A 24733-nucleotide genomic window follows, 5' to 3' on the forward strand; every position below is an offset into this window, starting at 1 on the left:
TCCTGGCCATAGTCAAGGGATTGCCCGAGAAGGCTGGTGAAATCTCTCCACGTAGGTAGACTGGTCTACCTACTCTTAGGAGCTGTATGTCCCACAACGTTTCCATCCCGCCCAGGCGTCGGGCCCGGGAGTTGCTCCTCGAGGCCGCTTCCCGGCTGTTCTACGCCCGGGGCGTCGCCGCCACCGGTATCGACACGATTACCGCGGAAGCGGGAGTGGCAAAGAAGAGCCTGTACAACAACTTCTCGTCCAAAGCCGACCTGGTGGCGGCCTACCTGGAAGCCCGGCATGAGGAATGGCTCAGCCTGTACCGGGGGAGGCTGGAGGCGGCGAGGGGTCCCCGGGACGGCGTACTTGCCATCTTCGACGCCTATGTGGACCACGCCAACGCCGCCTACAGCCACGGTTTCCGGGGTTGCGGCCTCCTCAATGCGGCAGCGGAACTGCCGGCGGGCGACCCCGGCAGGCTTGCCGTCCGGCAGCATAAGGACGAAGTGGAAAGCCTCCTGGCGGAGCATGTGGCCGGGCTGCTGCCGGGGGAGGAAGAACGGGCCGCGGACCTGGCCCGGCACCTGTCCTTCCTGCTGGAGGGTGCCATGGCCAGGGCAGGCCTGGAGGGCCGGGATGACCGGCTCCAGGACGCCCGGGCCATCGCCATGCGGATGCTGGAAGACCTGTGACAGCAGATCACAGCCACCCGAACGCCCCGCTCTGGGGCGCCCTCTTTGTGGTGGCGGCGTCAATACTCTGGGGAACCACAGGAACAGCGGCCACGTTTGCCCCGTCCGTGAGCCCGCTTGCCATCGGAGCCGTAGCGATGGGCATCGGCGGGCTGCTGCAGGCGGTGTACGCGGCCAGGCACATCATGGACCAGCGGCGCGGCCTGCTGGAGCGATGGCGCCTGGTATCCCTGGCGGCAGCAGCCGTGGCCGTCTACCCCCTTGCCTTCTACAGCTCGATGCATTTTTCCGGGGTGGCCATCGGAACCGTGGTCTCCATCGGTTCGGCCCCCGTTGCCGCGGCGCTGATCGAGCGGTTCGCGGACCGCAAGCCGCTCACCCGGCGGTGGGTCATCGGTGCGGCGCTCGGAGTGGCCGGCGCGGGGCTGCTGTCCCTTGCCGGCCATAGCCCGTCCGGCCCCGAAAGCGCCGGCCCGTGGGCCTCGACCGCTGGGATCCTGCTGGGGCTGGTGGCCGGCGGCACATATGCCCTTTATTCCTGGGCTGCACACCGGCTGATCGGCGGCGGTATCACGTCCAGGGCCGCCATGGGCGCGGTTTTTGGCATCGGCGGGCTGTTGCTGATGCCGGTGCTGGCTGTGACGGGCAGGCCACTTTTGGAGTCGTGGACCAACTTCTCGGTGGGCGCGTACATGGCGCTCGTTCCGATGTTCGCAGGGTACGTCCTGTTCGGCTGGGGGCTGGCCCGCATCCGGGCAAGCACTGCCACCGGCATCTCCCTGCTGGAAACGGTGGTAGCCGCGGTCCTCGCCGTGCTGGTGGTGGGGGAACGGCTCCCGGCACTTGGCTGGCTTGGCGCCGCCGTCGTACTGGGAAGCCTGTTCATCCTGACGCCGGTCACCCGCCGTGCCACGGGCCGCACGCCGGGCGGCAGAGGGCGTGCGTCAACCGGTGGGCTGTTCCCGCCGCCGCTGCCAGTGGGGGAAGAACCGGGCCAGTACCAGGCAGGCGCCCAGCCCCAGCAGCAAAATACCCAGGACGACGGCGGCAGGCGCCTCGCTGCCGATTCCCGCCATCAGGAGTACGAGCCCTATCAGGCAAACGGCTGAGCCAGTGAAAAGGCCTGCCGGAAATCGGCGGGCCGGGTAACCGGAGAGCAGCTCCATGGCCAGGTGGGGATCGTCGGCAATCAGGCCCAGCTCCAGCTCCTTGAGCAGCCTCCGCTCCTCTTCGGACATTGGCATTGCATGCCCCTGCATTTCATGAGATGCGGATATCGGTATTGACCGTAGGAGCGTTATCCCGCCCAGTCAAGACCTGCCGGCGCCGGGCTTGACGCCCCTCTCCACCCAGCCCTTCTCTTCGGACCAGCTGGTCTTTATGGACGGCACGGCCAAGGCGGGTTAGAGGCTGATCCTGGCGGGACTCCCCGCCCTGGCGCTCCGGGCGGGTTACCATGTGGCCCTGCGCCGTGTCCGGCGGCGGGGTAGCCCACCGCAGCTACCGCCGTCGCAGTTCCGCGAACTCGATGGACGGGACAATTGCGCCGGCGTCGCGCTCCACGAAGTTGGTGCCCGGCGGTACCAGGTCATCGATGGCGTCCAGGACGGATTCGCCGAGCCGGACATCCGCCGCGCGCAGGTATGCCTGCAGGTGCTCCTCGTTGCGCGGGCCGATGATCACGCTGCTGATGGCCGGGTGGGCCAGGGCAAAGCCAACCGCCAGGTCCACGAGCGAGAGCTCCAGCTTGTCCGCCAGCCGGGCCAGTGAGTCCGCGGCCAGGAGTTTGCGCTCGCTGGACGGTCCGGAGATGTCATACCGTCCGGGGAGCGAATGGACCCGGGTGGGCGCCTGGCCGGACTCGAGCACAAAGTTGCCGGACAGCCAGCCGCCTGCCAGCGGCCCGTAGGCCAGGACGCCCAGGCCGTACTGCTGGGCGATGGGCAGCACGTCGCGCTCGTTGCCGCGCACCAGCATGGAGTACGGCACCTGGTTGCCCAGCGGCGGAATGAGGTGGTTGGTGGTGGCCAGCCACTGCGCCTCCACGAGCTGCGCCGGGGTGAACACGGACGTGCCGTAGTAGAGGATCTTGCCCTGCCGGATCAGGTCGTTGAGGGTGGTGATGGTTTCCAGGACATCGGTGTTGTAGTCCGGCCGGTGGGCCTGGTACAGGTCGATGCGGTCGGTCTGCAGCCGGCGGAGGCTTCCCTCCACGGCCTGCGTGATCCAGCGGCGCGAGTTTCCGGAATGGGCGGGGTTGGCACTCATTTGTCCATGGAACTTGGTGGCGAGGAAGACGTCGTCGCGGCGGCCGCGCAGTGCCCTGCCCACCACCTGCTCGGACTGGCCCTGTGAGTAGACGTCCGCGGTGTCGATGGCGGTGATCCCGGCGTCGAGCGCCGCGTGGATGATGCGGATGCTCTCCTCGGCGCCGGTGGGCGCGCCGGACGGTCCGCCCGTTCCTTCGCCGAGATTCATGGTGCCCAAAGTGAGCGGACTGATGGGGGTCCCCGACCGCCCGAACACCCGCAGTTCGCTGAGGCTCATCCCCGGTCTCCTCCCGATGCCTTGCGTTGCATGCCCTTGATCGTCACGAGGCTACACAGATCCGCCGGAGGCCTGAAGATTCCTGCCTTAGTCCTTCTCTTTTCGACGCACGGAGTAACCATGAAGTGCCGCGATGACGTTTTATGGCGCGCGCGGAGCCCGTCCCCAGGCTTATATTGGGGAATGGCCACCCCAAGTTCTGACGAGCAGTTCGCTAAGCTGCACGACCTGATAATCGGCAGCACCAACGTGAACGGCTTCCTCGGCGAGCTGTCCACGGTGGCGGCCTCATCTGTGTCCGAATCCGCCGGTTCGGTCATCGAATGCGGCGTCACGCTCCGGCGGCGCAAGCGCAGCACCACGGTTGCGGGCAACAGCGACCGCGCACGCGAGCTGGACGAGCTGGAACAGGCGCTGGGCCAAGGGCCTTGCCTGACCGCACTGGAGATAATGAAGCCCGTTGTCCTGGCAGACGTGGACACGGAACCGCGCTGGCCGCAGTACCGGAAAGTCCTCGCCGAACACGGCTGCCGCAGCGCCCTGGGAGTTCCCCTGGAACTGGACCAGCACCAGTCGGCCGCGCTGAACTTCTTTGCTTCCGAACCCGGGGTCTTTTCCGATGCCGTCATCTCCACGGCACAAGGCTTTGCGGACCTCGCCGGCCGTGCACTGCGGCTGGCCCTGAAGATTGCCGATGCGCAGAACCTGGCCGATGACCTGACGGCAGCCATGGAACACCGCACCACCATCGACCTCGCCTGTGGCGTGATCATGGCCCAGAACCGCTGCTCCCAGGAAGAGGCGATGGCGCTCCTCACCAAGGCGTCCAGCCACCGCAACCAGAAGCTCCGGGAACTGGCGGCGGACATCCTGGTGCGGGTGAATGGTGGAGCGGTCACCACGCACTTCGAGCCCTGAACCGCGCCCTGCGGGCCTTGAACCACACACTTGGAGCCCTCATCGGGAGGGCATGGAGGAAGTCCGGCTGAAACCGGCGCTGCGGACGGCAGCTCCGGTTCCAGCCGGACGGCGTTACAGGTGGGCAGCAGCTCTAGGAGACCGCGGCCACCGTGTAGTCGAACCTTCCGGAGCCGATCTCCACGGGTTCCTGCCCGGGCAGCTCCACCCGTGCAGTGGTTCCGGTGGGCACCTCAACCTCTACGCTCAGGCCGGTGTCTGTGGTGCGCCATGAAATGGCGGCCCGTCCGTAGGGGGTTTCATGTGCCGCCGAGGCCCAGGCGAGACCGCCGCCGGGCTGCGGCCGGAAGAGGATCCGCCTGTACCCAGGCTCCAGGGGCGCCAGGCCGGCGACGCAGCGGTGCATCCAGTCCGCCACCGCGCCCAGCGCGTAGTGGTTGAAGGACGTCATTTCGCCGGGATTGACGGTGCCGTCGGGAAGCAGGGAATCCCACCTTTCCCAAATGGTGGTCCCTCCCTGTTCCACGGAGTAGAGCCAGGAGGGGCACTCCTTCTCCAGCAGCAGATCGTACGCGGTTTCCAGCTCATCCACCTCGGCCAGCGCGTCGGTGATCACCGGGGTTCCTGCGAAGCCGGTGGCGATGCGGTTGCCGGCTTCCCGCACCAGCACGGCCAGCCGCTTCCCGGCGAGCTTCCGAAGCTCCACAGTGGGAAAGAGGTCAAACACAATTGCCAGCGCGTAGGCCGTCTGCGCGTCGCTGGTCATCCGGCCATCAGGCAGGATGTACTCGGCGGCGAAGGCAACAGCCGCAGCCCGCGCCAGCTCCAGGTAGTGCAGCTCATCCCCGGACTTGCCCAGGACGCCGGCCATTTTGGCAAGGTGCCGGGCAGACCAGGCAAAGTATGCGCTCGCCACCAGATGGCGGTCGGTCTTTGCCTCGCTCGGCTTTTCGGGCGGGGCGCTGGGGTCCAGCCAGTCACCCAGCTGGAAACCTGTATTCCACAGATGGCTGTCTCCGGCCAGCTTGTCCAGCAGGTCCACCCACGCTTTCGCGCTGGGGTACTGGTCAGCCAGGATCCCGGGATCGTTAAACCGTTCATGGAGGACCCACGGAGTGAGGACCGCGACGTCGCCCCACACCGCGCCGGGCCGCACGGGCGTCCAGTAGTTCCCGCCGGGAATAACGGGAACATACCAGGGAACGGTTCCGTCCGGCGATTGTTCGGCGGCCACGTCCTTGAGCCACGAGGAGAGCATGCCCGAGCAGTCATAGAGGAAGGTGGCGGTAGGGGCAAAAACCTGGAGGTCCCCGGTCCAGCCCAGGCGCTCGTCGCGTTGCGGGCAGTCGGTGGGGATGTCCACGAAGTTGCCCTTCATGCTCCAGCGGACGTTTTCGTGCAGCCGGTTGAGGCCGGAGTCGGAGCACTCGAACCAGCCGGTGCGTTCCATGTCGGTGTGGTAGACGCGGGCCACGACGTTTTGGGCGACGTCCCCGCCGGTCCAGCCCTCGATCTCGGCATAGCGGAAGCCGTGGATGGTGAAGCGGGGCTCCCACGTTTCCGGTGCTCCGCCTGCCAGCGTGTAGACGTCCGTCGCGGCTGCTCCCCGCAGCGGCCGGGTGTAGAGCTCGCCGTCCTGCAGAACCTCCGCGTGGCGCAAGATGACTTTGGCACCTGTTTCGCCGTGGACAGTGATCCGAAGCCTGCCCACCAGGTTCTGCCCGAAGTCCAGGATGAGTTTCCCCGACGGCGACGTGGAGACGTTCAGCGGCTTCACCTCATCGGTGCACCGTACAGGAGGACCTTCGGGAGCCACCAGGGTGGCAGGGTCCCTGGTGACGGCGGCAACGGGCTGCCAGCCGCCGTCGTCGAACCCCGTGCTGCTCCAGCCCGCGGGGAGCTGGCGGGCGTCGTGGTCCTCGCCCTCGTACAGGCCGGTGAACAGGATGGGCCCGAAGGCGGCCTTCCACTCGCTGTCCGTTCCCACTATGGTGACGGAGCCGTCGTCGTGCGTGACATGCAGCTGCGCCAGCAGCGCCACCTTGTCGCCGTAGAGGTTCCGGTGCCCGCCGTGGAAGCCGAAACGGCCGCGGTACCAGCCATCTGCCAGCCAGGCGCCCATGGCGTTCTCACCCTCGGCAAGCTGGGCCGTGACGTCGTAGGTGTAGTAGCGCAGCCGTTTGCCGTATACGGTCCAGCCGGGGGAGAAGGCGTCGCTTCCGATCCGGGTCCCGTTGACCTCCATTTCGTACAGCCCGTGCGCGGTGACGTACAGGCGGGCCGACGCCACCGGCCTGGACAGCGTGAAACCGCGCCGCAGCAGGGGCGGACGCCGGTCCGAATCCGGGTCCTCATCCCAGGCAGGGGTGATGGGGGTTGCCGTCCAGTCAGCAGGTGACAGCAGGCCGGTTTCGACGGCGGCGGCGGGACTCCAGGGGCCGGGCGCCTCATCTGCGTCCCCCCAAAGCCGCACGCTGACGTCCGCGCGCTCGCCGGAACCAAGCGGCCGGGCCGGCCACGGCTGAAGCACCGAGTCCTGCGACTCGATGCGCTCACTGAGCCAGGTGCCCGCCGCCGAGGTCACGGACACCTGGTAGGCGGACTGGGCCCAGCCGGGATCGGCGCGGGTCTTCCAGGAGATACGGGGTGTTGCGGTCCCGATGCCCAAGGCACCGGGAAGATGCTCGAAGGTCACCGGTTGGACGGTGGCAGACATAAGGCCTCTTCCATGCAGGGGTGATGAACGTGGGGGCGGCGGCAGGGCCACCGCGGAGTTGGTATAAGGGGTCCGGGTCCTAGCCCTTGACGGCGCCGGCAGTCATTCCGGCCACGATCTGGCGGTTGAAGAACAGGTACATGACCAGCGGCGGGATGGTGATCAGCAGGATGTTCATGAAGAGCAGGTTGTAGGCGGTGGTGAACTGGCTCTGGAAGTTGAACAGGGTCAGCTGGACAGTGGCGTTGGCGTCCCCGGGCAGGAAGTAGAGCGGGTGCTGGAAGTCGTTGAAGACGGCAACGGACTGCACCACGATCACCGTGACGATCACCGAGCGCAGCAGCGGGAAGATCACCCGGAAGAAGAGCCGCACGGGCCCGCACCCGTCAATGACCGCAGCCTCGTCCAGTTCACGGGGAATGGTGGAGATGAACGCCCGGAACAGCATGATGCAGAACGACAATCCAAACGCGACTTCGATGAGGATCAGGCCGGGCAGGGTCTTGAACAGCCCCAGTCCTTGGAGGACCCAGATGGTTGGCACCACGGCAGGCGGGATGATCAGGCCGGACAGGATCAGGAAATTGATCAGCGGATTCCAGCGGCTGCGGCGGCGCTGCAGTACCCAGGCAACCATGGCCGCCAGGATCACCATGATGGCTACGCTGGCGACGGTGAGGATGGTGCTGTTGATGAAGGCCGTGACCAGCATGAACCTGCGGGCGGAGAGGACTTCCTGGAAGTTCTCGATCAGGGCGAAGTTGGTGGGCCAGGAAAATTCGAGCTTGTTGGCTTCCCGGCGGTCCTTCATCGCGGTCAGGGCCATAAAGAGCAGCGGAATAACAAACAGCACCACGGTGACGGCGATGGCCAGGATTCCCACGCCATAGCGCTTCAGGGCGGCGGTCATGCCTCTACCTCCTTGCGGTTCAGGATCATGGACAGGGGCACGATGACGGCCGTGACAATCAGGAACAGAACCACGTTGCCGGCGGTGGAGAGCCCGTAGAAGCCCGCCTGGTACTGCTTGTAGATCACCGAGGCGATGACGTCCGAGGTGAAGCCGGGTCCGCCTTTGGTCATGGCCCAGATCAGGTCGAAGGAACGCAGCCCGCCGATCAGGGACAGGATGATGACGGTTGCGGTTGCGGGACGGGCCAGCGGCACGGTGATATTCCAGAAGCTCTTGAATGAGCTGGCGCCGTCAACTTTGGCGGCCTCGAAATACTCCTGCGGAATGGACACGATGCCTGCGATGAAGATAACGGTCGCGAGGCCAACGCCCTTCCAGACGTCCACGAAGGCCACCGACATCAGCGCCCAGGCAGGGTCCGTGAGCCACTTCGGGCCCTCGATGCCGACGACGGCGAGCGCTTCGTTGATCATGCCCCGGGAGGGGTCCATCAGCACGGTGAAGACAATGCCGACGCCGATGCTGCTGAGCAGGACGGGGAAGAAGATCACGGAACGGAGGTAGCCGCGGGCAATAATCTGCGAGGTGAGGAGCACTGCCAGCAGCATTCCGAGGACCACCTTGAGGGTGGAGGTCACCACGCCGTAAATGAAGGTGTTGGTCAGCCCTTTGAGGAGCGCTGGTTCCGAGAAGAACTGGACGAAGTTGTCCATGCCGATCCACGTGAATTCGGTCAGGTTCCAGCGCGTGAAGCTGAAGAAGAACGAGGCAAAGGTCGGAACCAGGAACAGGGTTGTGTAGACGAGCGCGGCCGGCAGGTAGAACCAGTAAGGGTAGGACGACTTGCGCTGGCGCCTCTTGGGTGCCGCGGCTGTCAGGGTCCGCCCGGCAGGAGCGGCCACGGTGGTGTTGGTTGTCATGTCAGTATCTCCAGTTGCCGTCCGGGCCGGCGTGCGGCCCGGACGGCAGGGTTGGTGGCGGAGGTCAGTTCCAGCCGGGCAGGTTCAGCTGCTGAGCCTGCTTCTTGACGTCCTCGTCGTAGAGGGCGGCGCCGTCATTGGCCGAACGGATGCCCGAACCCACCTCGACGGTGATCTGTTCCAGGGCCGGGCCCTTGACGGGGGAAAGGAACTCGAGGGCCGGGCTGTTCTTGCTCTCGTCCTCGAAGAACGGCAGCATATCCTTCACCGCAGCGGGGACATCATCAGGCAGGTCGCACCCCTCCACCAGGTAGGGGCCGTTTGCGCCCACGGCTTCGGTTTGGGAATCGCAGCCTTCCTTGCTGGCAATGAAGGCCAGGAACTTCTTGGCTTCCTCCACGTTCTGCGTGGACTTGGGCAGGTAAACGCCGCCGGGCAGCCAGACGGTCAACGGGTTCTTGGATGCGTCATCACTGGGAAGCGGGAAGATGCCCAGGTCATTGATCTTGTCCGGGTAGCTGACCTGGATCTCAGGCAGCGCGAAGCTGAGGATCGGGTAATGGGCGCCTTCCGCGTTGACCAGCTTCTCAAGGCCCTGGGCATAGGTGGCAGAGGCGAAATCTTCATTGAAAAGACCGGCCTTGAAGGCTTCCTCCTGGTGTTCGAAGCCCTTGATGGCGGCGGGGTCGGTAGCGTATTTGACCTTGTTCGCCGTGTAGTCCTCCGCAAAGGTGGGATTGGCCGCGGCAACGTTGGCAAAGTCGCCCAGGACGAACAGTTGGGATGTCCACGTGGTCTGGTACGTCTGGATGATCGGATCGATGCCGGCGTCCTTGACCTTCCGGCTGTTCTCCATGAATTCGTCCCAGGTCTTGGGTACGGAAAGGCTCAGCTGTTCGTAGACCTTCTTGTTGTACATGACGCCGCCGGCCGAGCCGGTTCCCACCGGGACACCGTAGACCTCGCTGCCGGATGTGACGACGGGCTTGTAGGAATCCGACACGTTATCCATGTAGGGCTCGCTGGTAAGGGGCACCAGGTTCTGCTCCGGGTTGATCTGCTGGAACAGCGATCCGGTGTTGTAAGAGAACACATCGGCCATATCGCCGGTGGCCAGTTTCGTCTTGACGATGTTGTCACCGTCGCCGCCCTGGGGCCGGGTTTCGATTTCGACCTTGATGTCCGGGTTGGCTGCGTTGAAGTCTTCGGCGAGCTTTTCCGCGTAGGTGATGGTGTTCTCGGTGTTGTCGACGAGCCAGGTAATGGTCTTGGCATCGCTGCTTTCGCCGCCGCCGGCGGAGCAGCCGGTGAGGATCAGCGCTGCCGCCGTCACGCTTCCGGCGATTACGGGCCAGCGCCGTTTAGGGGTGGTGTTCATCTTTACCTCCTCGTAAAGCCGCAGGCCCTTACAGGTCCTGTGGAACGTTTCAAGGCAGTCATTGCATTCCGATTACTGAGGGATGACTGCCGGAGATCTTGTAGATCGGTCTACGTTTTTAATGTAAGCCACGCCACGTCCAAGGCGCAAGGGATTTTCGTAGATCAGTCTACAATTTCTTTAGAAGCCAATCGGATGGGGGCGTTGTGGACGGGCAGCAGAAGCGGGCAACTATCAGTGATGTTGCCGAGCACGCGGGTGTCTCGCGTGCTGCTGTCTCCAAGGTCCTCCGCGGCGCGTACGGCGTGAGCGACGTTATGAAAAAGCGCGTCGAGGAGTCGATGGAAGCCTTGGGGTACCGCCCCTCGGCCCTGGCGCGCGGCATGCGCGGCAGAAGCTTCACCCTGGGCGTCTTCGTCGTGGATCTCTCCAATACGTTCGTTACCGTCCTGATTGAAGGCATCCGTGCTGAAGCGGAGAGCCGCGGCTACCAGGTGTTCATCGGCGAGGCGGACATGGGGCTGGCCCAGCAACAGCAGATGATCGATGCCATGCTGGACAGGAAGATGGATGGGCTGGTACTGATTGCCCCGTTCGGCCCCGAGGAAGAGCTGGAGAGAATCGGCAGAAGCACCCCCACGGTGGTGCTCGGGCGCCACGGCCCGGGCCAGGGTTATGACACGGTTGCCAGTGACGACATCGCCGGCAGTGCCCTGATTGTTGACCATCTGGTGTCCCTTGGCCACCGCCGGATTGCGCACCTGAAGCACGTCGGCCGGGAGAAGAACGAGAGCACCATGCCGCAGTCGGTTCGTGCCGAAGGCTACGTTCAGGCAATGGTGCGCAACGGCCTGGAGAAGGAGGTGGATGTGATCGAATCGCGGTGGAACCACGAAGGCGGCGCCGCAGCCGTTGACCTCATGCTCAAGCGCGACACTCCGCCTACTGCCGTGCATACCGGAACCGACATGGCAGCGTTCGGTGTGCTTGCCCGGTTCTTCGAGCTGGGTCTGCCCATTCCGGAGAACTTTTCGGTGGTCGGCTACGACAACGCCCGTGCTGCATCTCTTCCCCAGGTTGCCCTCACTACCGTGGACCAGTCCGGGTTCGAAATGGGCACCCTGGCCACGAAATTCCTGGTGGAGCGGATCGAAGGACGCCAGGAGCCCCAAGCCGCACTGGTCCAGCCGACGCTGATGATCCGCAGGACCACCGGGCCGGCGCCGGACGCCGGCTAGGCGCAGCGGAAGGTTGCGGCACGACGGCTGAAAGCCCGGGTGTGAAGCGGCCCGGTTTCGTCTCCGTGCCGCCCTGCAATAATCTGAACCAACGGTTGTGCGCGGGGTGCAAACGCCGGTACAACAAGCAGCACTGTAAGTTCGGGCCCATCACACCAGACGAGGCGGACACGCATGACGGCTTCAGACCAGCAGCACGCACCACGGCCAGGGATGCCGGTGGATCCACCGAATGTTCCTGCCGGTGCCCGCGGAAGTGCTGCCCAAGACGCTGAAGCACGTGGAGCCGTGGACCCCCACCTTCTCCAACAGCTGGCGGACGCGCACGGAGTGGGCACTTCATTCCAGGGCTGGGACGGGTTGCCCCATGCTGTTGCCGAGGAAACGCTCATCAAAGTCCTGGCTGCCCTTGGCGTCCAGGCCCAAACGAACCAGCAGATCCAGGCAGCCCTTGCGGAAGCGGAACTGGCTCCCTGGCGGCGGATGCTGCCTCCCGCCGTCGTAATCCAGCAGGGTGAACCCGCGCAGGTCCCGGTCCATGTGCGGGACGGTGCGACGGCGGACCTCACCATCACGCTCGAAGGAGGGGCGGGCACCCGGAAAGCTGTGCAGCAGGATGTCCGGATGCAGCCCCGCGACGTGGACGGCGTGTCCGTCGGGCGCGCCACCTTTGCCCTCCCGCAGGACCTGCCGCTGGGCTGGCACACGCTTCACGTCGAATCCGAAAGCACCACCGCGTCAACCACCCTGGTGGTGGTTCCCGCGAGGCTGGAAACTGCCAAAGCATTGGAAAAGCGCCGCGGCTGGGGCTTGGCGACGCAGCTGTATTCGGTGCGGTCCAAGCGGTCGTGGGGAATCGGCGACTTCGCGGACCTGGCTGACCTGGCCGCGCTGACCGGTGCCCGGGGTGCCGACTACGTGCTGGTCAACCCGCTGCATGCTGCCGAACCGGTGCCGCCCGTCCAGCCCTCGCCGTACTCGCCGTCCACGCGGCGGTTCTTCAACCCGCTGTACATCCGCATCGAAGCCATCCCGGAATTGGCCTACCTCAAACCCCGCAAGCGCGCCCTGGTGGAGCGGCTCCATGAGGAGGTGGCCGGCTTGAACAAGGACGCCAACCGGCTGGACCGGGACGCGGTCTATGCCGCCAAGCTGCAGGCCCTCGAACTGCTGTACCACACCCGCCGGTCGCCGGCCCGGCAGGCCGCCTTCGATGACTTCTGCCGGATTTCGGGCAGTGGCCTGGACGACTTTGCGCTCTGGTCGGCCATCCGCGAGGACCTCACCCCCGATGATCCGCTGTGGAAGGATCCCGCCTGTGCCCTGGGCACTCCGGAGGCCGAAGCCCTCCGTGAAAAACTCGCCGACCGGATTGGTTTCCACCGCTGGCTGCAGTGGATCTGCGACGAGCAGCTTGAGGATGCCCAACGGACCGCACTGCGGTCGGGAATGCGCCTCGGTGTGGTCCATGACCTGGCCGTCGGCGTCGACCACAGCAGCGCCGACGCCTGGACCCTGCATGATGTGCTGGCTCCCGCCACCAGTGTTGGTGCGCCGCCGGACATGTACAACCAGCAGGGCCAGGACTGGGGCCAGCCGCCATGGCACCCTGCGCGTCTTGCCGAGGCCGGCTATGCGCCGTTCAGGAACATGCTGGCCACGGTGCTGCGGCATGCCGGCGGCATCCGCGTGGACCACATCCTGGGCCTGTTCCGGCTCTGGTGGATCCCGGTGGGCAATGCCCCCGGCGACGGCGCCTACGTCCGCTACGACCACGAGGCACTGATTGGCATCCTTGCACTCGAAGCGCACCGTGCCGGCGCCGTGGTGATCGGCGAGGACCTGGGCACCTTCGAGCCGTGGGTGCGGGACTACCTTGCCGCGCGCGGCATCATGGGCACGTCCATCCTCTGGTTCGAGTACGACGGCGATTCGCCCCTTGCGCCCGAAAAGTACCGCACGCAGGCGCTTGCCAGCGTCAACACGCACGACCTGCCGCCCACCGCCGGCTACCTCGCCGGGGACCATGTGGCCCTGCGAAGCCGGCTTGGCCTGCTGGAGCGCTCCGAAGCGGAGGAGCGCGCCGAGCACAACGCGTCCCTCGAGAAAATGCTCGCCTTGCTGCGGGAACGGGGCTACCTGCCCGACGGCGGCGCCGGCGGCGGACCTTCCGCGTCTGAAGAGCAGACCATCGAAGCTTTGCACCTGCTGCTGACGCAGACGCCGTCGGTATTGCTTGGCGTGGCACTCGTGGATGCGGTGGGGGAGCGGCGCGTACAGAACCAGCCCGGAACCACGGAAGCCCTTTACCCCAACTGGCAGGTTCCGCTGGGTGGACCGGACGGCAGGCCAGTGTTCCTTGACGACCTTCCCGCCAACGCGCGGTTCAACACGCTCCTCGCGGCGGTGGAGGAGGCCTTGCACCCATAGGCCAACAGCGAGGACACACAGCAACGCGGAGTCACTTTTCGCCCGATCCGATGCCTCGGAGCGGCCAAAAGTGACCCCGCGTTGCTCGGTGAAGCGGGCCTACGTTACTGCTGTTCCGGTTAGCTAACCCGCCGTGATGATGTGGTTGAAGTGGTCGTAGCGGAAGGTGACCGGTCCGCCGTCGTGCTCATACAGAATGTTGGCGCCGGGGGACACCCCGCCCGCGCCGTAGCTGACGTCCCAGGTACGGTTCAGGGCTGCCTTGAACTCGTAACTGCCCGCAGGAAGGTTCCCGACGGTCAGTTTCCACACGAGGTCAGCCGGGTCCAGGGTGAGCTGGGCCTGGTCGCAGCTGGGCTCCCAGTCCGTGGCGCAGCCCAATGCCTTGTTGAGGCTGCCCGCCACGGCCACCGCCGAGGGCTGCTGGGCTGCATACACGGCACTGATGACATGCGTGCTGTTGTCATAGCGGAACGTCACTGTGCCCCCGGGGTGGTCAAGCACGATGTCCCCTCCGCCGGCCGAGCCGCCGGCTCCGTAACTCACATCCCAGGTGCCGTTAAGCGCGGCCTTGTACCCGTACTGTCCCTTCGGCAGGTCCACCGTCAGGCGCCAGATCTTGTCTGCGGGGTCCAGCTTCAGCATGGCCTGTGTGCAGGATGGCTGCCACGGTTCGGTGCAGCCCATCAGCTGGTTCATGGATCCGGCCACCGTCACAGAGTCCGGCTGCGGCGCGTCACCCACTGTCACGGTCCGCACGTCGCTGACCACGTTGAAACCGGCTCCTGTCATGGAGGCGCGGTACCGCACAGTGATGCCGTCCGCCAGCCGGGACACGTCATCTGTTACCGAGTAGACGGGCGACGAATCGTCGGTTCCGACGGCGGTCCACTCACCGCCGCCCACGCTGCGCTCGAAGGACACCACATGGCTGGCCTTCTCCGGGTCGGCGGTGGCGCTGAGTTCCACCGTGCCCTTGGCGCTGCTGCCTTCCACGGGCTTCTGCAGGGTCAGCACCGGGGCAGGAACGCTTGCCGTGCGCGGCTGGCTCGTGGCCGTGTGTCCGCCGTTGTCCAGCACGGTGGCGCGGTACTCCACAGCAGTGCCGGCGTTCAAGTCCGCCACATCATGGAACACCTGGTAGGGCGCCGTGTCGTCGGTGCCGACCGCCTGCCAGTCCCCGCCTGCCTTCTTCGCTTCGAAGGTGACCTCGTAGAACGAGGAACCGCCGACGTCGGCCGTCACCTTGAGGCGCCCGTTGTCACCGGGCGCCGCCGCCGGCTCCTGGAGGACGACGGCGGGGGCGTCCTTTGAGTGCGGGATCCTGCCTGAGGACTGGTACACCACGGCGGAAAGCGGCGGGACGGTGACCGTCAGCTTTCCGTCTGCGGAGGTCTTGGCTTCCTCTGCCCCATTCCCGTACACCCGGGTGTAGTTGCGCTTGCTGATGTAGGTGGGCACCTCCGCTGTCTTGGCCTGCTCGCTGTTGTTCAGTGCCACCACATACTCGCGCTGGTCTTCGGCGTCCGTCCGCGAAAAGGCATAAATTCCGGCACCCTCGGATGCGTAGCGGTGCTGGTGGGCGCCGTCCCGCAGCGCGGGATGCTCCTTCGTCAGGGCAGCCAGCTCACTGATCTTCGCGTACAGGGGGTGGCTTGTGTCGAAGTTGTCCGTCCCGTGGGTGGCGTCGGTTCCCAGCAGGTCGTCGTCAAGGTACTCCGGAACCTGGCTGGCGAAGAGCGTCTGCCGGGCGTCCTGGTCCCCGCCGGGGCCGGTGAAGCCCTGCTCGTCACCGTAGTAGATCACCGGGTTGCCGCGCGAGAAGTACATCAGCTCGTGTGCCAGCTGGTCGCGGGCCACCTGCTCGGCGTCGGTTGACCCGGGGTTGTCCGCGGCGATGAAGCTGCCAATGCGGCCCATGTCGTGGTTCCCCAGGAAGGTGGGCAGCTGGTAGACGTTGGAATCGGCGTCGGTGTACCAGTCGTCGCCGGCAAAGAAGGTCTCCAGGCTCTTCGTGCCCTGGCCCTTCGAGGCGAAGTTTCGGGCGGCATCCTGGAACGGGAAGTCGAGCACTGCCTGCATGTGGTTCCGTGTGGTGAACTGCGAGGTGAAGCTCTTGCTGGTGTCGAAGACCTCGCCGAACATAAAGAACTCGTCCTTGCCCTGTTCCTTGGCATAGTTCAGGACGTCCGGGCCGAATTCCTGCCAGAACTCGTTGTTGACGTGTTTCATGGTGTCGATCCGGAAGCCGTCCACGCCGAAGTCGCGGATCCACGTCTTGTAGATGTCCTTCATGCCGTCCACCACGGTGGGGTGCTCGGTGAAGAGGTCATCCAGGCCGAAGAAGTCGCCGTAGTAGGCGTCCTCGCCTGCAAAGGTGGTGTCGCCGCGGTTGTGGTAGAGCGTGGGATCGTTCAGCCAGTCCGGAACTTTGAGGTCCTCCTCGCCCGGTTGCAGGACAGGAACGTAGGGGAAGGACGCCGCGGGGTCGAGCTTCGGAAAGCTGTCAGAGCCTGCGAAGTCACGGTCATCGAACTCCTCGCCGTCCGCGGTCCTGTAAGGCTCTGCATCCTTGGACGTGTAGCCCTTGCGAGCACCCTTCCCATCCGCGCCCTCGTAACCTATGACGTCGGCAGTGTGGTTGGTGATGATGTCGAAGTACACCTTCATGCCGCGGGCGTGGGCCTCATCGATGAGCGTCTTCAGTTCGGCATTGGTGCCCAGGTGCGGATCGATCTGGGTGAAGTCGGTGATCCAGTAGCCGTGGTAGCCGGCGGACTTGTCCTCCGGCTGGACGGCCTTGTTCTTGAAACTGGGGGTAAGCCAGATGGAGGTGGTGCCCAGGCCCTGGATGTAGTCGATCTTGTCCAGGAGGCCTGCGAGGTCTCCGCCGTTGTAGAAGCCCTTCTTGGTTGGATCAAAACCCGACACCATGGGATCGGAGCCGAGGCCGCCCTGATCGTTGACGGTGCTGCCGTTACTGAACCGGTCCGCCATGACAAAGTAGAAGTTTTCGTCAGTGACAGGGGCACGGAGTGAGTGGGTCGCGGCTACCGAACCCGGATCCTTTGTACCGGGGGCGGCCTGGGCGGGAATTACTGCGGCGGAAACGGCGACAGCTGCTGCGAGGAGCCCTGCTGCCGACCGGAAAGCGGCTGTGCGCGCTGGAGTTCCGGTGTGGCGTGCTGTTGTTTTTGCACACGGGGGCGCGCTGGATGGGGTGCGAAATATCAAGGTTGAGACCTTTCCTGGAGAGCGGCGCTGCTGTACAGGCTTGCGGTGGCAAGGTTGTGCGGCGAGGATGCCAGGTTCACAAGACAACATGCTGACTTGTGAACCACGTCACAACTGTAAGCGCTTGCACCGGATAACTCCAGCGTTTAGGTAATGACCTTCCGCGGTGGGATGCTCACCAGTGTTGAGCCTGTTGTCAGACCCGTCCGGACTATCGGCACGTCTGCTTTCAGCGCCGTCCGAACCAGCGGCAGGGCGGGCAATCAGCTGGCGGGGACCAAGGCAGTGGGCGATGGCGCGTGCACATCGTGGATCACGGGACCGGGCAGTCCGGTGACCGGGTCCAGGGCGAAGGAGGCAACGTTGTCTGAGCGTTCATGGGCCACATGCAGCCACGTTCCCCGCACCAGGTGATGACGGGGCCAGTCGCCGCCGCTGGGTGTGTCCTGCACAGGCAGCAGTTCGGTGCCGCCGGCGCCGACCTCCAGGGTGCTGATGATGTTGGTGCCGCGGACGCCGGCATAGGCGTAGCTGCCGTCCTGGCTGAGGCAGATCTCGGCCGCGGAGTCGCCCTGCTGGCTGCCGCCCGATGTGGCGGGGCCCCGGAATACAAGTTCGAAGGTGCCAGCTTCGGGCCGGACGATGAAGACCTCCACGGAGTACTCGGAGACCACAAAGACGCTGCCGCTCGAGTGCTGCACAAGGTGCCGGGGGCCGCTGCCGAACGGGAGGGCCACTTCGTGGTCCGCGACCAGGCCTCTGCCGGGCACATAGTTCCAGACGCGAAGGATGTCATGGCCCAGATCAGTGGTCATGATGCGTCCATCCTGGAGCATCAGGCTGGCATGGGCCCGGCTTTGCCGTGGTTCGCCGGGAGAAAGGCTGGCATGCGGGTCCGCCGACGGTGGGGCGGGGAAGCGCCCTGTTATGCCGCCGTCGGAATCCAGCTCGTAGAGAAGGACCTGGCCGTCGCCCCAGCAGGCGGCGGTGACGAAGCGTCCATGTGGGTCAACGGCAACATGGCAGGTGGCCTCGCCTGCCGGCTGCGGTGCCCCTTGGGGCTCCAGGCCAAACTCTCCAGCCCTGCGGTAGGCCTGAACCATCTTCCGCTGCTCCGCCACGGCGTACACAACGGGCACCGTGGGGTGCACGGCAACGAACGACGGCGACTGCGCGGCCACAGCGGTGCCCAGCCATTCAAGGCTGCCGTCCTGGTGCGCGCGGAGGGCGCCGATGCCCTCGGCCCGGCCACCTCCGTCCGGGGTGTAGGTGCCGGTCCAGATGATGGTGTTGTCCGTGGCGGAGGTCATGGTTCCATCCTGCCAATAATTCTGCTTCCTTCGGGTGCAACCCGGCGTCCGTTAGCATGGAATTTCCAGCACCGGCAGAAGGAGGTGAGTCCGATTACCGCTGTACCAGTTTCGGGTTCACCCTTCCACCGCTGTCCGGTCCGCTTGGCCTAAATCATGTGCGGGGTGCCCATCGGCTCACCGAAAGGGCGTTCCATGCCGGCTCCTGAATCATTAACCGCTTCCCCTGCTTTTGCCCGTATCGTCTCCGAACTGCGGCGCGCCGGCTGCGTTTTCGCCGAGGAGGAGGCGGAACTCCTCATAGCTGAGGCTTTCGACCCAGTGGAACTTGAGGGCGATGTCCGGCGCAGGGCCGCCGGCATCCCGCTGGAGTACATCCTGGGCTGGGCCTGGTTTGCCGGACGGCGCGTCATGGTGGAACCCGGCGTTTTTGTGCCGCGCCGCAGAACCGAATTGCTGGTGAACGAGGCCGTCGTAATTCTCGAGGCCGCTGGTGCTTCGCAACCCCGTGTGGTGCTGGACCTCTGCTGTGGATCCGGGGCGGTGGGCGTCGCCCTTGCCATGCGTGTCCCGGGGCTCGAGCTGCACGCCACGGACATCGACCCTGTCGCTGTCAGGTGTGCCAGAGGAAACGTCGAGCCTATGGGCGGCCACGTACACGAGGGCGATCTCTTCGGAGCACTCCCGCTGCTGCTCCGCGGCCGCGTGCAAGTGCTCGCCGTAAACGCACCGTATGTTCCCACCAGGGCCATCCGGACCATGCCGCCGGAAGCCCGGCTCCATGAATCAAGACTCTCCCTTGACGGCGGTGCGGACGGTCTCGATGTCCACCGGCGGGTGGCCGCTGCTGCCCCCGAATGGCTTGGTCCTGCAGGTCATCTGCTCATCGAAACGAGCGAGCAGCAGGCCTTGGCAACCGCCTCGATTGTGTCTGCTGCGGGCTTCACAGTGAGGATCGTCCGCTCAGAGGAGTTGGACGGCACGGTTGTTGTTGGGGTGCTGCCTGACTTTGCCGGAGCACTGCCGCGCTAGTTCCGGGGTTTCCTCCCGGCAGTGTTCGGTACATGTCCTCCGCGCACACCTATTCAGGGAAGGGCATCTCCTCCGCATATCCAAGGAGCGGCATCGGTTGGAGTTCAGCTCCCCGGATAACATGTCACGCTCGCTCTCCCATGACCGCCCACTTGGGATGATTCCGGTGCCGTGCCTCAACGCACGCCTTGGCGGTCTGCGGAATCAGTCTTTTGCTTCGGTGCGCGACGTCAGCCCACTGCTCCTTCGGGTTCCCCGCTTTATTCCCTGGGGTGGGGTGGTGGTGGGGGTTTGAAGTAGTGGTTTTGTTGAGGTTTTTGGGTGGGGTCGATGTGGGGTGGGGGGATGAATGTTGGGGTGCCGTGGGTGGTGGTGATGGTCCATTGTTCTTTGTGGATGAGGTGGTGGTGGTGTGTGCAGAGGAGGGCGCCGTTGGTGGTGGTGGTTGGTCCGCCGTGTGACCAGTAGGTGATGTGGTGGGCTTCGCACCAGGGTGCGGGGATGGTGCAGTTGGGGAAGGTGCAGCCTTGGTCGCGGGCGGTGAGGGCGAGGCGTTGGGCGGGGGTGAAGAGGCGTGTTTTGCGGCCGAGGTCGAGGATTTCGCCGTTGGTGCCCAGGAGTGCGGGGATGATGTCGGCGTCGCAGGCGATTTTGCGCAGGGTGGTGGCGGCGACGGGGCCGGTGAACACGAACGCCCCGGTCCCGGCCCCGGCCCCGGCTACGGTGTGGGTGCGCGTTTCGCTTCCGGCCCCGGTTGCGTTGCTGGTGTTTGTCGTCGTGCTGGTGGCCCTTGCGCCGGTGTCTGTGGGTGTTCCGGGGCGTGGGGTGGTGCGGGGCCCGGTGGCTGTGTCTGTGGTTGGCCAGGGGTTGTTGGTGGGGTTGGGGAGGTGGGGGAGGAGGTCTTGGTAGTTGATGGTGGCGATGATTTGGGGGCGGTTGCCGCCGGTGGTGGGTAGCAGGTTGGTGGTGAGGGCTGCTTTGACGGCGGAGACGAGTCCGTCGAGTTGTTGCTGGGCCCGGGTACGCCGTTCCAGGTCCACGCTGGCCTCCCGCCCGGGGTTGGCGCGTTCGTCCGGGTCAGGGTCGGGGCCGGGGTTTGTGGTGCTGGTGTTGGGGGTGGCGGTGCGGGGGTTGGTGGCGGTGTTCATCACGGTGAGGAGGTGTTCGTATTGGTCGGTGGTGGCGAAGATTTCGAGGCGGTGCAGGCCGTGACGGGGTTTGCGGATGAACGCGCCTTGGGTGTGGCGGAGGGCTTCTTCGGTGGGTTCGGTGCCGTCGGCGTCGATGGTGTCGTTCCAGCGTTGGGCCAGGCGGGTGAGGAAGTCGGGGTCGGCGGTGATGGCGGTGGTGGTGAGGTGCTGTTCGATCCGGTCGAGGGTGTCGGGGGTGGTGTGGTGCTGGAGCCGGTCCAGGGTGGCGGTGATGATGGTCGCGGCGTGTGAGGAGAGCACCGGCCCCGCAATCAGGCCCGGATCAGTGGTGGTGTGGGCGGGTTCGCCGGTGGTGGTGTTGGTGGGGGTGAGGGCTGTGGTGAGGTGTTCGCGTGCCGGCGGGAGGGGTTCGCCGGTGAGGCTGGTGCCGGGCAGGGCCTGATGGGCGAGGGTGAGGCGGCGGCGGGCTTCGCGGAGGGGGATCCGGAGCCGGAGCCTGAGGAACTCGGCGGTGTTCCTGCACCCGTCATCGGCCGGCGACGTCACCACCGGCGCTGTCACCACCGACGAGGTCAGCACGGGGGATGTGCTCGCCGGACGGGTAACCTCGGCTCCTGATACTGCCTGGTTGGGTGGTGCGGGCTGGTTGGGCGGTGTCCCGTTGCCGGTAGCTGCGGGGTCGCCGGTGGGTGCGGGCCAGTTCGCGTCGGTTTCGTTGAGGGTCTCGACGCCGTTGGCATCCCAGCCGGTTACCCAGCCCCGGCCCGGTCGCCCAAGTCGGCCCGCCCTGGCTTGGCTGGTGCGGGCGGCGTCCGCGGCGGTGATGGCCTGGGTCCGGGTCCGGTCCACGGTGGAGGCGGCGAGCAGTTGCAGGTACTCCACGGTCCGGGAAAAGTCCTCGACCTGCCCGGCGAAATTGGCCGCTGAAACATAGTCCGCCCTGGCCAGCTCATCGCGGGCGGCAACAGCAGCCGCCACCAGCAGGGCTCCGATCCCGGCCAGGCCAACCGGATCCTCAACGACGGGTGCAGGGGTGGGATCGGGTGCGCTCGGTGACCTGTATGTCCCAGTGCCAGCGGATGCCGAAAAAGGGGCGGTTTTGGATTCAGTCGCAGCGCTGCCGGGGTCAGGTTCGGAGGCAGTTGGGCCGGCGCCGGGGCAGGGGCGTGGGCCCGGAACGGGAATGTCAGGAGCCGTCGTGGCCGGAATGGCGTGAAGGCGCACGGGAAGCCTGAGCGGGGCGTCGCCGTCGTACCCGTCACGCCGGGAACCACCGCCAGGGTGGAGAACCCGCGGGAGCGCGGCGGTGGGACTGCCGAACTCCGCAAACTGCTCCCCAATGGCCTCCATGGGACAACTCTGCCAGTGACCACTGACAAAACAGCCTGCCCAAAGCTGCTATGTGGAAAACCGGATGCATCCGGTTGTCATCCCTCCGTCACTTCACCAGAACCGACCGGATTGCGAGAGCAGCGGGTCCTAAATCTGTTGGTGGGGCCGTTTGAATCGCTGGTTGGACCACCGTGGCCTCGTTGCTTCAATGAACCAATGCGCGGACCATGAAGGCATGCGCAGAACCAATAGTCCTGGCCGCCGGCGGCTGTGGGCGCTGACAGTAGCGGTTGCCAGCCTGGGCCTGGTGATTGGGCTTGTGGTGTTCAAGCCCTGGCTCCTCTTCGTGGATGTGCGCGTGGATGAGCAGCTCCCGATCGCCGCGAGCGCGCCTGCCGGGACGCAATCCGCCGTTGCCGAACCGGTGCCGCCTGCCACAACTCCGGCTGGTTCTGCTGACACCGCGCAGGGGTCCTCGCCGCCTGCCGGTCCGCAGCAACTGGCGGTGGGCACGCTGGTCAGTCACGAACACACGACGACGGGCACGGTGCGTATCGTCCAGCAGCCGGATGGCTCCCGCTTCCTTACGCTGGAAAACCTCGACACCTCCAACGGGCCCGATGTGCACGTCTGGTTAAGCGCGGCCCATGTGGTGGAGGGGACGGACGGGTGGTTCACAGCAGGCTCTGCCGAACATTACGACCTGGGCCTCATCAAGGGAAACCAAGGTAACCAGGTTTATGAGATACCCGCCGGAGTGGACCTCTCAAAATACCGGTCAGTGGATTTGTGGTGCGTGCAGTTCAGCGTATCTTTCGGTGCTGCTGAACTGGGGGCCTGAGGACTGGAAACCCGCGCCCAGTCAGCGGAAACGCCGCCGGCCGCCGCGTCCCCCAAGGATCGCGACGGCCGACAATGCGATTCAGTTGTAACACAGAGTTCCAGCAACCCCCGTGTCAAGAAAGGCTTCCGCGTCATGAAACGGAAGCCGTGGCTTCAGCTAGGGCTTGGAGCCAGCTTCACCGGAGGTGCCCAAATTGGTTGTTTCCGGGTGCGTGCTGTGGGCGGGGATGTGGTCCTCGCCAAGCTCGCTGTCGTCGCTGAGCGTTCCGGAGGTCCCGGCCGCACCGGCAGTCCCGGCGGACGTGCCAAGGGTGCCCGACGTGCCGAGGGTGGCTGACGTCCCGAGCGTATCCGTAGTGCCGGCAGTACCCGACGTGCCGAACCCGCCCGATGTACCTGAAGTACCAGCAGCACCGGTGCCGGAAGCGCCCGCGGAAGTGGCGTCGTCGGAGGTTGTGGACTTGGCGCCGCCCGGGGAGCTGTCACGGTGCATGGCAGAGCCGATGACGGTGCCTGCCCGCCGTGCCGCCTCGGTCAGCTGGTCGGCAACATCGGGTGCCTTTTCCTTGATGGCTTCGGTGGCAACAGCCACTTTGTCCTGGACAGGCTTGCTGTCCCAGATGCCCGCTGCCCGCGCCTTGAGCTTGTCGTAAGCGGCGCGGCCGGACCGCGATCCGAGGACGTAGCCTGCGGCAATTCCAACGCCCAAAAGAAGTTTGTTTTTCACGATGAACTCCTGCTCCGTGAGAAGGTTTTCAGTTCCGGCCTCGTGGCCGGGAAAGTGAAAACCGGCCTGGGGGATTGTGGTCCCCAGGCCGGTTTCCTGGCTTGCGCGCCGTGTTAGCCGCGCACGCTGCGCTTGGTGATCATGCCGTACACCAGCAGCACGATGAGCGCGCCACCGATGGCCAGCAGCCACGTCTGCAGGGAGAAGAACTCCTGCAGTCCGGTGCCGAAGATCATGCCGCCGATCCAGCCGCCGAGGAGGGCCCCAACGACGCCGAGCACGAGGGTGATGAGCCAGCCGCCACCCTGCCTGCCCGGAAGGATCGCCTTAGCGATCGCACCAGCAATAAGTCCGAGAATCAGAAATGCAATAAATCCCATTTTTCGTTCCTCTTCCTAAGTAAAGGAGGCCTCCGGATCCCGGAAGCACTTCATCCTTCTGCATCAATAGTAATCATGCTTACTATCTCTTTGCCAACCCCGAAGATAACAAAAAGCGCACTTCAGGCCTGTTTTAGTGCCCGGTTACGTCGGAATCATTGCCGGCCCCGGGACCCTCGTCGAGGATGGACAATTCCGCGAGATCCTGCGGATCCAGGGCGAAATCAAAGATGTCCAGGTTCTCCCTCATCCGGTCCGGATCAGCAGTTTTCGGAATCGTTACAAGTCCATGCTGAATATGCCATCTCAGGACCAGTTGGCCGGGCGTTTTTCCATGCTTTTCAGCGAGCTGCGTCAGGATGGGAGCGCCCAGCAGGCCTGCCCCTGATCCGCCGAGCGGGCTGTAGGACTGGGTGACAATCCCATGCTTTTCGTGGAACTCCCGCTCGGCGGCCCGCGTAATGGCCGGAGTGAGCTGAATCTGGTTGACCGCCGGGACCACGTTGGTCTCCGCCATCAGCCGTTCCAGGTGGGCGGGCTTGAAGTTTGAGACCCCGATGGACCGGACTTTACCCTCCGCCTGCAGCCGTTCGAATGTTTTCCACGTGGAGATGTACTCATCCCGTGCAGGCAGCGGCCAATGGATCAGCAGCAGGTCCACGTACTCCAGCCCAAGCCGCCTCAGCGAGCCCTCCAGGCCCTCCACCGCCCTGTCCTTGCCCTGGAACTGGCCGTCCAGCTTGGTGGTGACGAAGACGTCAGATCGGTCCACGCCGCTGGCACGGATGCCGTTGCCGACACCGCGTTCATTGCCGTACTTCACGGCGGTATCGATGTGCCGGTAGCCGGCTTCCAAGGCCTGCACGACGGCGGTGGCCGCCTGATCGTCATCCAGCGGCCAGGTGCCAAGACCCAGCTGCGGGATGGAGTATCCGTCATTGAGTTTGATGAGCGGTGCAAGTGTCATTTGAACAGTCTCTCCCG

The 24733-nt window shown here is 65.2% G+C and carries 18 protein-coding genes and 1 pseudogene; 7 read left to right on the top strand and 12 right to left on the bottom strand.

The window, feature by feature from the left end:
* Nucleotides 1-86 precede the first annotated feature (86 nt).
* A complete protein-coding gene (locus tag AC5RWA_RS05460) occupies nt 87-680 on the top strand; it encodes a TetR/AcrR family transcriptional regulator (protein WP_494056844.1) in 594 nt (197 codons plus the stop codon).
* Entirely contained in the window at nt 677-1789 is a 1113-nt protein-coding gene (locus tag AC5RWA_RS05465) for a DMT family transporter (RefSeq protein WP_494056845.1), read from the top strand. The genes AC5RWA_RS05460 and AC5RWA_RS05465 overlap by 4 nt, the downstream gene beginning before the upstream one ends.
* On the opposite strand, the pseudogene AC5RWA_RS05470 reads toward AC5RWA_RS05465, so the two are convergent.
* Both AC5RWA_RS05470 and AC5RWA_RS05475 read right to left on the bottom strand, forming a co-directional pair.
* Nucleotides 1745-1939 (bottom strand): annotated as a pseudogene (locus tag AC5RWA_RS05470) (DUF3040 domain-containing protein); the annotation flags it as partial. The gene AC5RWA_RS05465 and the pseudogene AC5RWA_RS05470 sit on opposite strands and share 45 nt — an antisense overlap.
* Nucleotides 1940-2180: 241 nt before the next feature.
* On the bottom strand, nt 2181-3227 hold the full coding sequence (locus AC5RWA_RS05475; protein ID WP_494056846.1) for an aldo/keto reductase: 1047 nt from the start codon (nt 3225-3227) through the stop codon (nt 2181-2183).
* Nucleotides 3228-3410: 183 nt separating this feature from the next.
* Here AC5RWA_RS05475 and AC5RWA_RS05480 point away from each other — a divergent pair, with 183 nt between their 5' ends.
* Nucleotides 3411-4145 (top strand): GAF and ANTAR domain-containing protein, encoded by a 735-nt coding sequence (locus AC5RWA_RS05480; RefSeq protein WP_079596740.1) that lies wholly within the window; start codon nt 3411-3413, stop codon nt 4143-4145.
* Nucleotides 4146-4278: 133 nt separating this feature from the next.
* Here the strand turns inward: AC5RWA_RS05480 and AC5RWA_RS05485 are convergent, their stop codons facing one another.
* The 4 genes from AC5RWA_RS05485 to AC5RWA_RS05500 all read right to left on the bottom strand — a co-directional run bounded on the left by AC5RWA_RS05485 (nt 4279) and on the right by AC5RWA_RS05500 (nt 10072).
* Entirely contained in the window at nt 4279-6861 is a 2583-nt protein-coding gene (locus AC5RWA_RS05485; protein ID WP_494056847.1) for a family 78 glycoside hydrolase catalytic domain, read from the bottom strand.
* Nucleotides 6862-6940: 79 nt separating this feature from the next.
* Entirely contained in the window at nt 6941-7771 is an 831-nt protein-coding gene (locus AC5RWA_RS05490) for a carbohydrate ABC transporter permease (RefSeq protein WP_079596738.1), read from the bottom strand.
* Entirely contained in the window at nt 7768-8694 is a 927-nt protein-coding gene (locus AC5RWA_RS05495) for a carbohydrate ABC transporter permease (protein WP_079596737.1), read from the bottom strand. The genes AC5RWA_RS05490 and AC5RWA_RS05495 overlap by 4 nt, the downstream gene beginning before the upstream one ends.
* Nucleotides 8695-8758: 64 nt before the next feature.
* Nucleotides 8759-10072: an ABC transporter substrate-binding protein gene (locus AC5RWA_RS05500; protein ID WP_494056848.1), complete on the bottom strand. Its 1314-nt coding sequence runs from the start codon at nt 10070-10072 to the stop codon at nt 8759-8761.
* A 206-nt stretch (nt 10073-10278) separates the two neighbouring features.
* Here AC5RWA_RS05500 and AC5RWA_RS05505 point away from each other — a divergent pair, with 206 nt between their 5' ends.
* On the top strand, nt 10279-11310 hold the full coding sequence (locus AC5RWA_RS05505) for a LacI family DNA-binding transcriptional regulator (RefSeq protein WP_115524051.1): 1032 nt from the start codon (nt 10279-10281) through the stop codon (nt 11308-11310).
* Nucleotides 11311-11484: 174 nt separating this feature from the next.
* On the top strand, nt 11485-13740 hold the full coding sequence (gene malQ, locus AC5RWA_RS05510) for a 4-alpha-glucanotransferase (RefSeq protein WP_494056849.1): 2256 nt from the start codon (nt 11485-11487) through the stop codon (nt 13738-13740).
* 123 nt (nt 13741-13863) lie between these two features.
* Here the strand turns inward: malQ and AC5RWA_RS05515 are convergent, their stop codons facing one another.
* Together AC5RWA_RS05515 and AC5RWA_RS05520 are read right to left on the bottom strand one after the other, a co-directional pair.
* Nucleotides 13864-16737 (bottom strand): alpha-amylase family glycosyl hydrolase, encoded by a 2874-nt coding sequence (locus AC5RWA_RS05515; protein WP_494056850.1) that lies wholly within the window; start codon nt 16735-16737, stop codon nt 13864-13866.
* A 500-nt stretch (nt 16738-17237) separates the two neighbouring features.
* Entirely contained in the window at nt 17238-18284 is a 1047-nt protein-coding gene (locus tag AC5RWA_RS05520; protein ID WP_494056851.1) for a lactonase family protein, read from the bottom strand.
* A gap of 195 nt (nt 18285-18479) precedes the next feature.
* Here AC5RWA_RS05520 and AC5RWA_RS05525 point away from each other — a divergent pair, with 195 nt between their 5' ends.
* On the top strand, nt 18480-19316 hold the full coding sequence (locus AC5RWA_RS05525) for a putative protein N(5)-glutamine methyltransferase (RefSeq protein WP_494056852.1): 837 nt from the start codon (nt 18480-18482) through the stop codon (nt 19314-19316).
* 260 nt (nt 19317-19576) lie between these two features.
* Here the strand turns inward: AC5RWA_RS05525 and AC5RWA_RS05530 are convergent, their stop codons facing one another.
* Nucleotides 19577-21817, bottom strand: coding sequence for an HNH endonuclease signature motif containing protein (locus AC5RWA_RS05530; RefSeq protein ID WP_494056853.1), 2241 nt, complete (start codon nt 21815-21817; stop codon nt 19577-19579).
* Nucleotides 21818-22034: 217 nt separating this feature from the next.
* On the opposite strand from AC5RWA_RS05530, the gene AC5RWA_RS05535 reads away from it, so the two are divergent.
* Nucleotides 22035-22640 (top strand): DM13 domain-containing protein, encoded by a 606-nt coding sequence (locus AC5RWA_RS05535; protein WP_494056854.1) that lies wholly within the window; start codon nt 22035-22037, stop codon nt 22638-22640.
* Between the two features lie 159 nt (nt 22641-22799).
* On the opposite strand, the gene AC5RWA_RS05540 is transcribed toward AC5RWA_RS05535, so the two are convergent.
* The 3 genes from AC5RWA_RS05540 to AC5RWA_RS05550 all read right to left on the bottom strand — a co-directional run bounded on the left by AC5RWA_RS05540 (nt 22800) and on the right by AC5RWA_RS05550 (nt 24716).
* Nucleotides 22800-23369, bottom strand: a complete 570-nt coding sequence (locus AC5RWA_RS05540; protein WP_494056855.1) for a hypothetical protein — start codon at nt 23367-23369, stop codon at nt 22800-22802.
* Nucleotides 23370-23482: 113 nt separating this feature from the next.
* The gene (locus AC5RWA_RS05545) at nt 23483-23749 is read right to left on the bottom strand and encodes a GlsB/YeaQ/YmgE family stress response membrane protein (RefSeq protein WP_079598656.1); all 267 of its coding nucleotides are present in this window, start codon (nt 23747-23749) and stop codon (nt 23483-23485) included.
* 133 nt (nt 23750-23882) lie between these two features.
* A complete protein-coding gene (locus tag AC5RWA_RS05550; RefSeq protein WP_494056856.1) occupies nt 23883-24716 on the bottom strand; it encodes an aldo/keto reductase in 834 nt (277 codons plus the stop codon).
* Nucleotides 24717-24733: the final 17 nt, after the last annotated feature.

This window comes from Arthrobacter sp. 210 2, assembly GCF_059093025.1.

Excerpts from the sequence above, each read along its gene's own strand:
- AC5RWA_RS05485 (WP_494056847.1), bottom strand. The coding sequence starts at position 6,861 with ATGTCTGCCACCGTCCAACCGGTGACCTTCGAGCATCTTCCCGGTGCC.
- AC5RWA_RS05545 (WP_079598656.1), bottom strand. The coding sequence starts at position 23,749 with ATGGGATTTATTGCATTTCTGATTCTCGGACTTATTGCTGGTGCGATC.
- AC5RWA_RS05495 (WP_079596737.1), bottom strand. The coding sequence starts at position 8,694 with ATGACAACCAACACCACCGTGGCCGCTCCTGCCGGGCGGACCCTGACA.
- malQ (WP_494056849.1), top strand. The coding sequence starts at position 11,485 with ATGACGGCTTCAGACCAGCAGCACGCACCACGGCCAGGGATGCCGGTG.
- AC5RWA_RS05520 (WP_494056851.1), bottom strand. The coding sequence starts at position 18,284 with ATGACCTCCGCCACGGACAACACCATCATCTGGACCGGCACCTACACC.
- AC5RWA_RS05490 (WP_079596738.1), bottom strand. The coding sequence starts at position 7,771 with ATGACCGCCGCCCTGAAGCGCTATGGCGTGGGAATCCTGGCCATCGCC.
- AC5RWA_RS05515 (WP_494056850.1), bottom strand. The coding sequence starts at position 16,737 with ATGGCGGACCGGTTCAGTAACGGCAGCACCGTCAACGATCAGGGCGGC.
- AC5RWA_RS05460 (WP_494056844.1), top strand. The coding sequence starts at position 87 with ATGTCCCACAACGTTTCCATCCCGCCCAGGCGTCGGGCCCGGGAGTTG.
- AC5RWA_RS05480 (WP_079596740.1), top strand. The coding sequence starts at position 3,411 with ATGGCCACCCCAAGTTCTGACGAGCAGTTCGCTAAGCTGCACGACCTG.
- AC5RWA_RS05535 (WP_494056854.1), top strand. The coding sequence starts at position 22,035 with ATGCGCAGAACCAATAGTCCTGGCCGCCGGCGGCTGTGGGCGCTGACA.
- AC5RWA_RS05500 (WP_494056848.1), bottom strand. The coding sequence starts at position 10,072 with ATGAACACCACCCCTAAACGGCGCTGGCCCGTAATCGCCGGAAGCGTG.
- AC5RWA_RS05525 (WP_494056852.1), top strand. The coding sequence starts at position 18,480 with ATGCCGGCTCCTGAATCATTAACCGCTTCCCCTGCTTTTGCCCGTATC.
- AC5RWA_RS05550 (WP_494056856.1), bottom strand. The coding sequence starts at position 24,716 with ATGACACTTGCACCGCTCATCAAACTCAATGACGGATACTCCATCCCG.
- AC5RWA_RS05475 (WP_494056846.1), bottom strand. The coding sequence starts at position 3,227 with ATGAGCCTCAGCGAACTGCGGGTGTTCGGGCGGTCGGGGACCCCCATC.
- AC5RWA_RS05530 (WP_494056853.1), bottom strand. The coding sequence starts at position 21,817 with ATGGAGGCCATTGGGGAGCAGTTTGCGGAGTTCGGCAGTCCCACCGCC.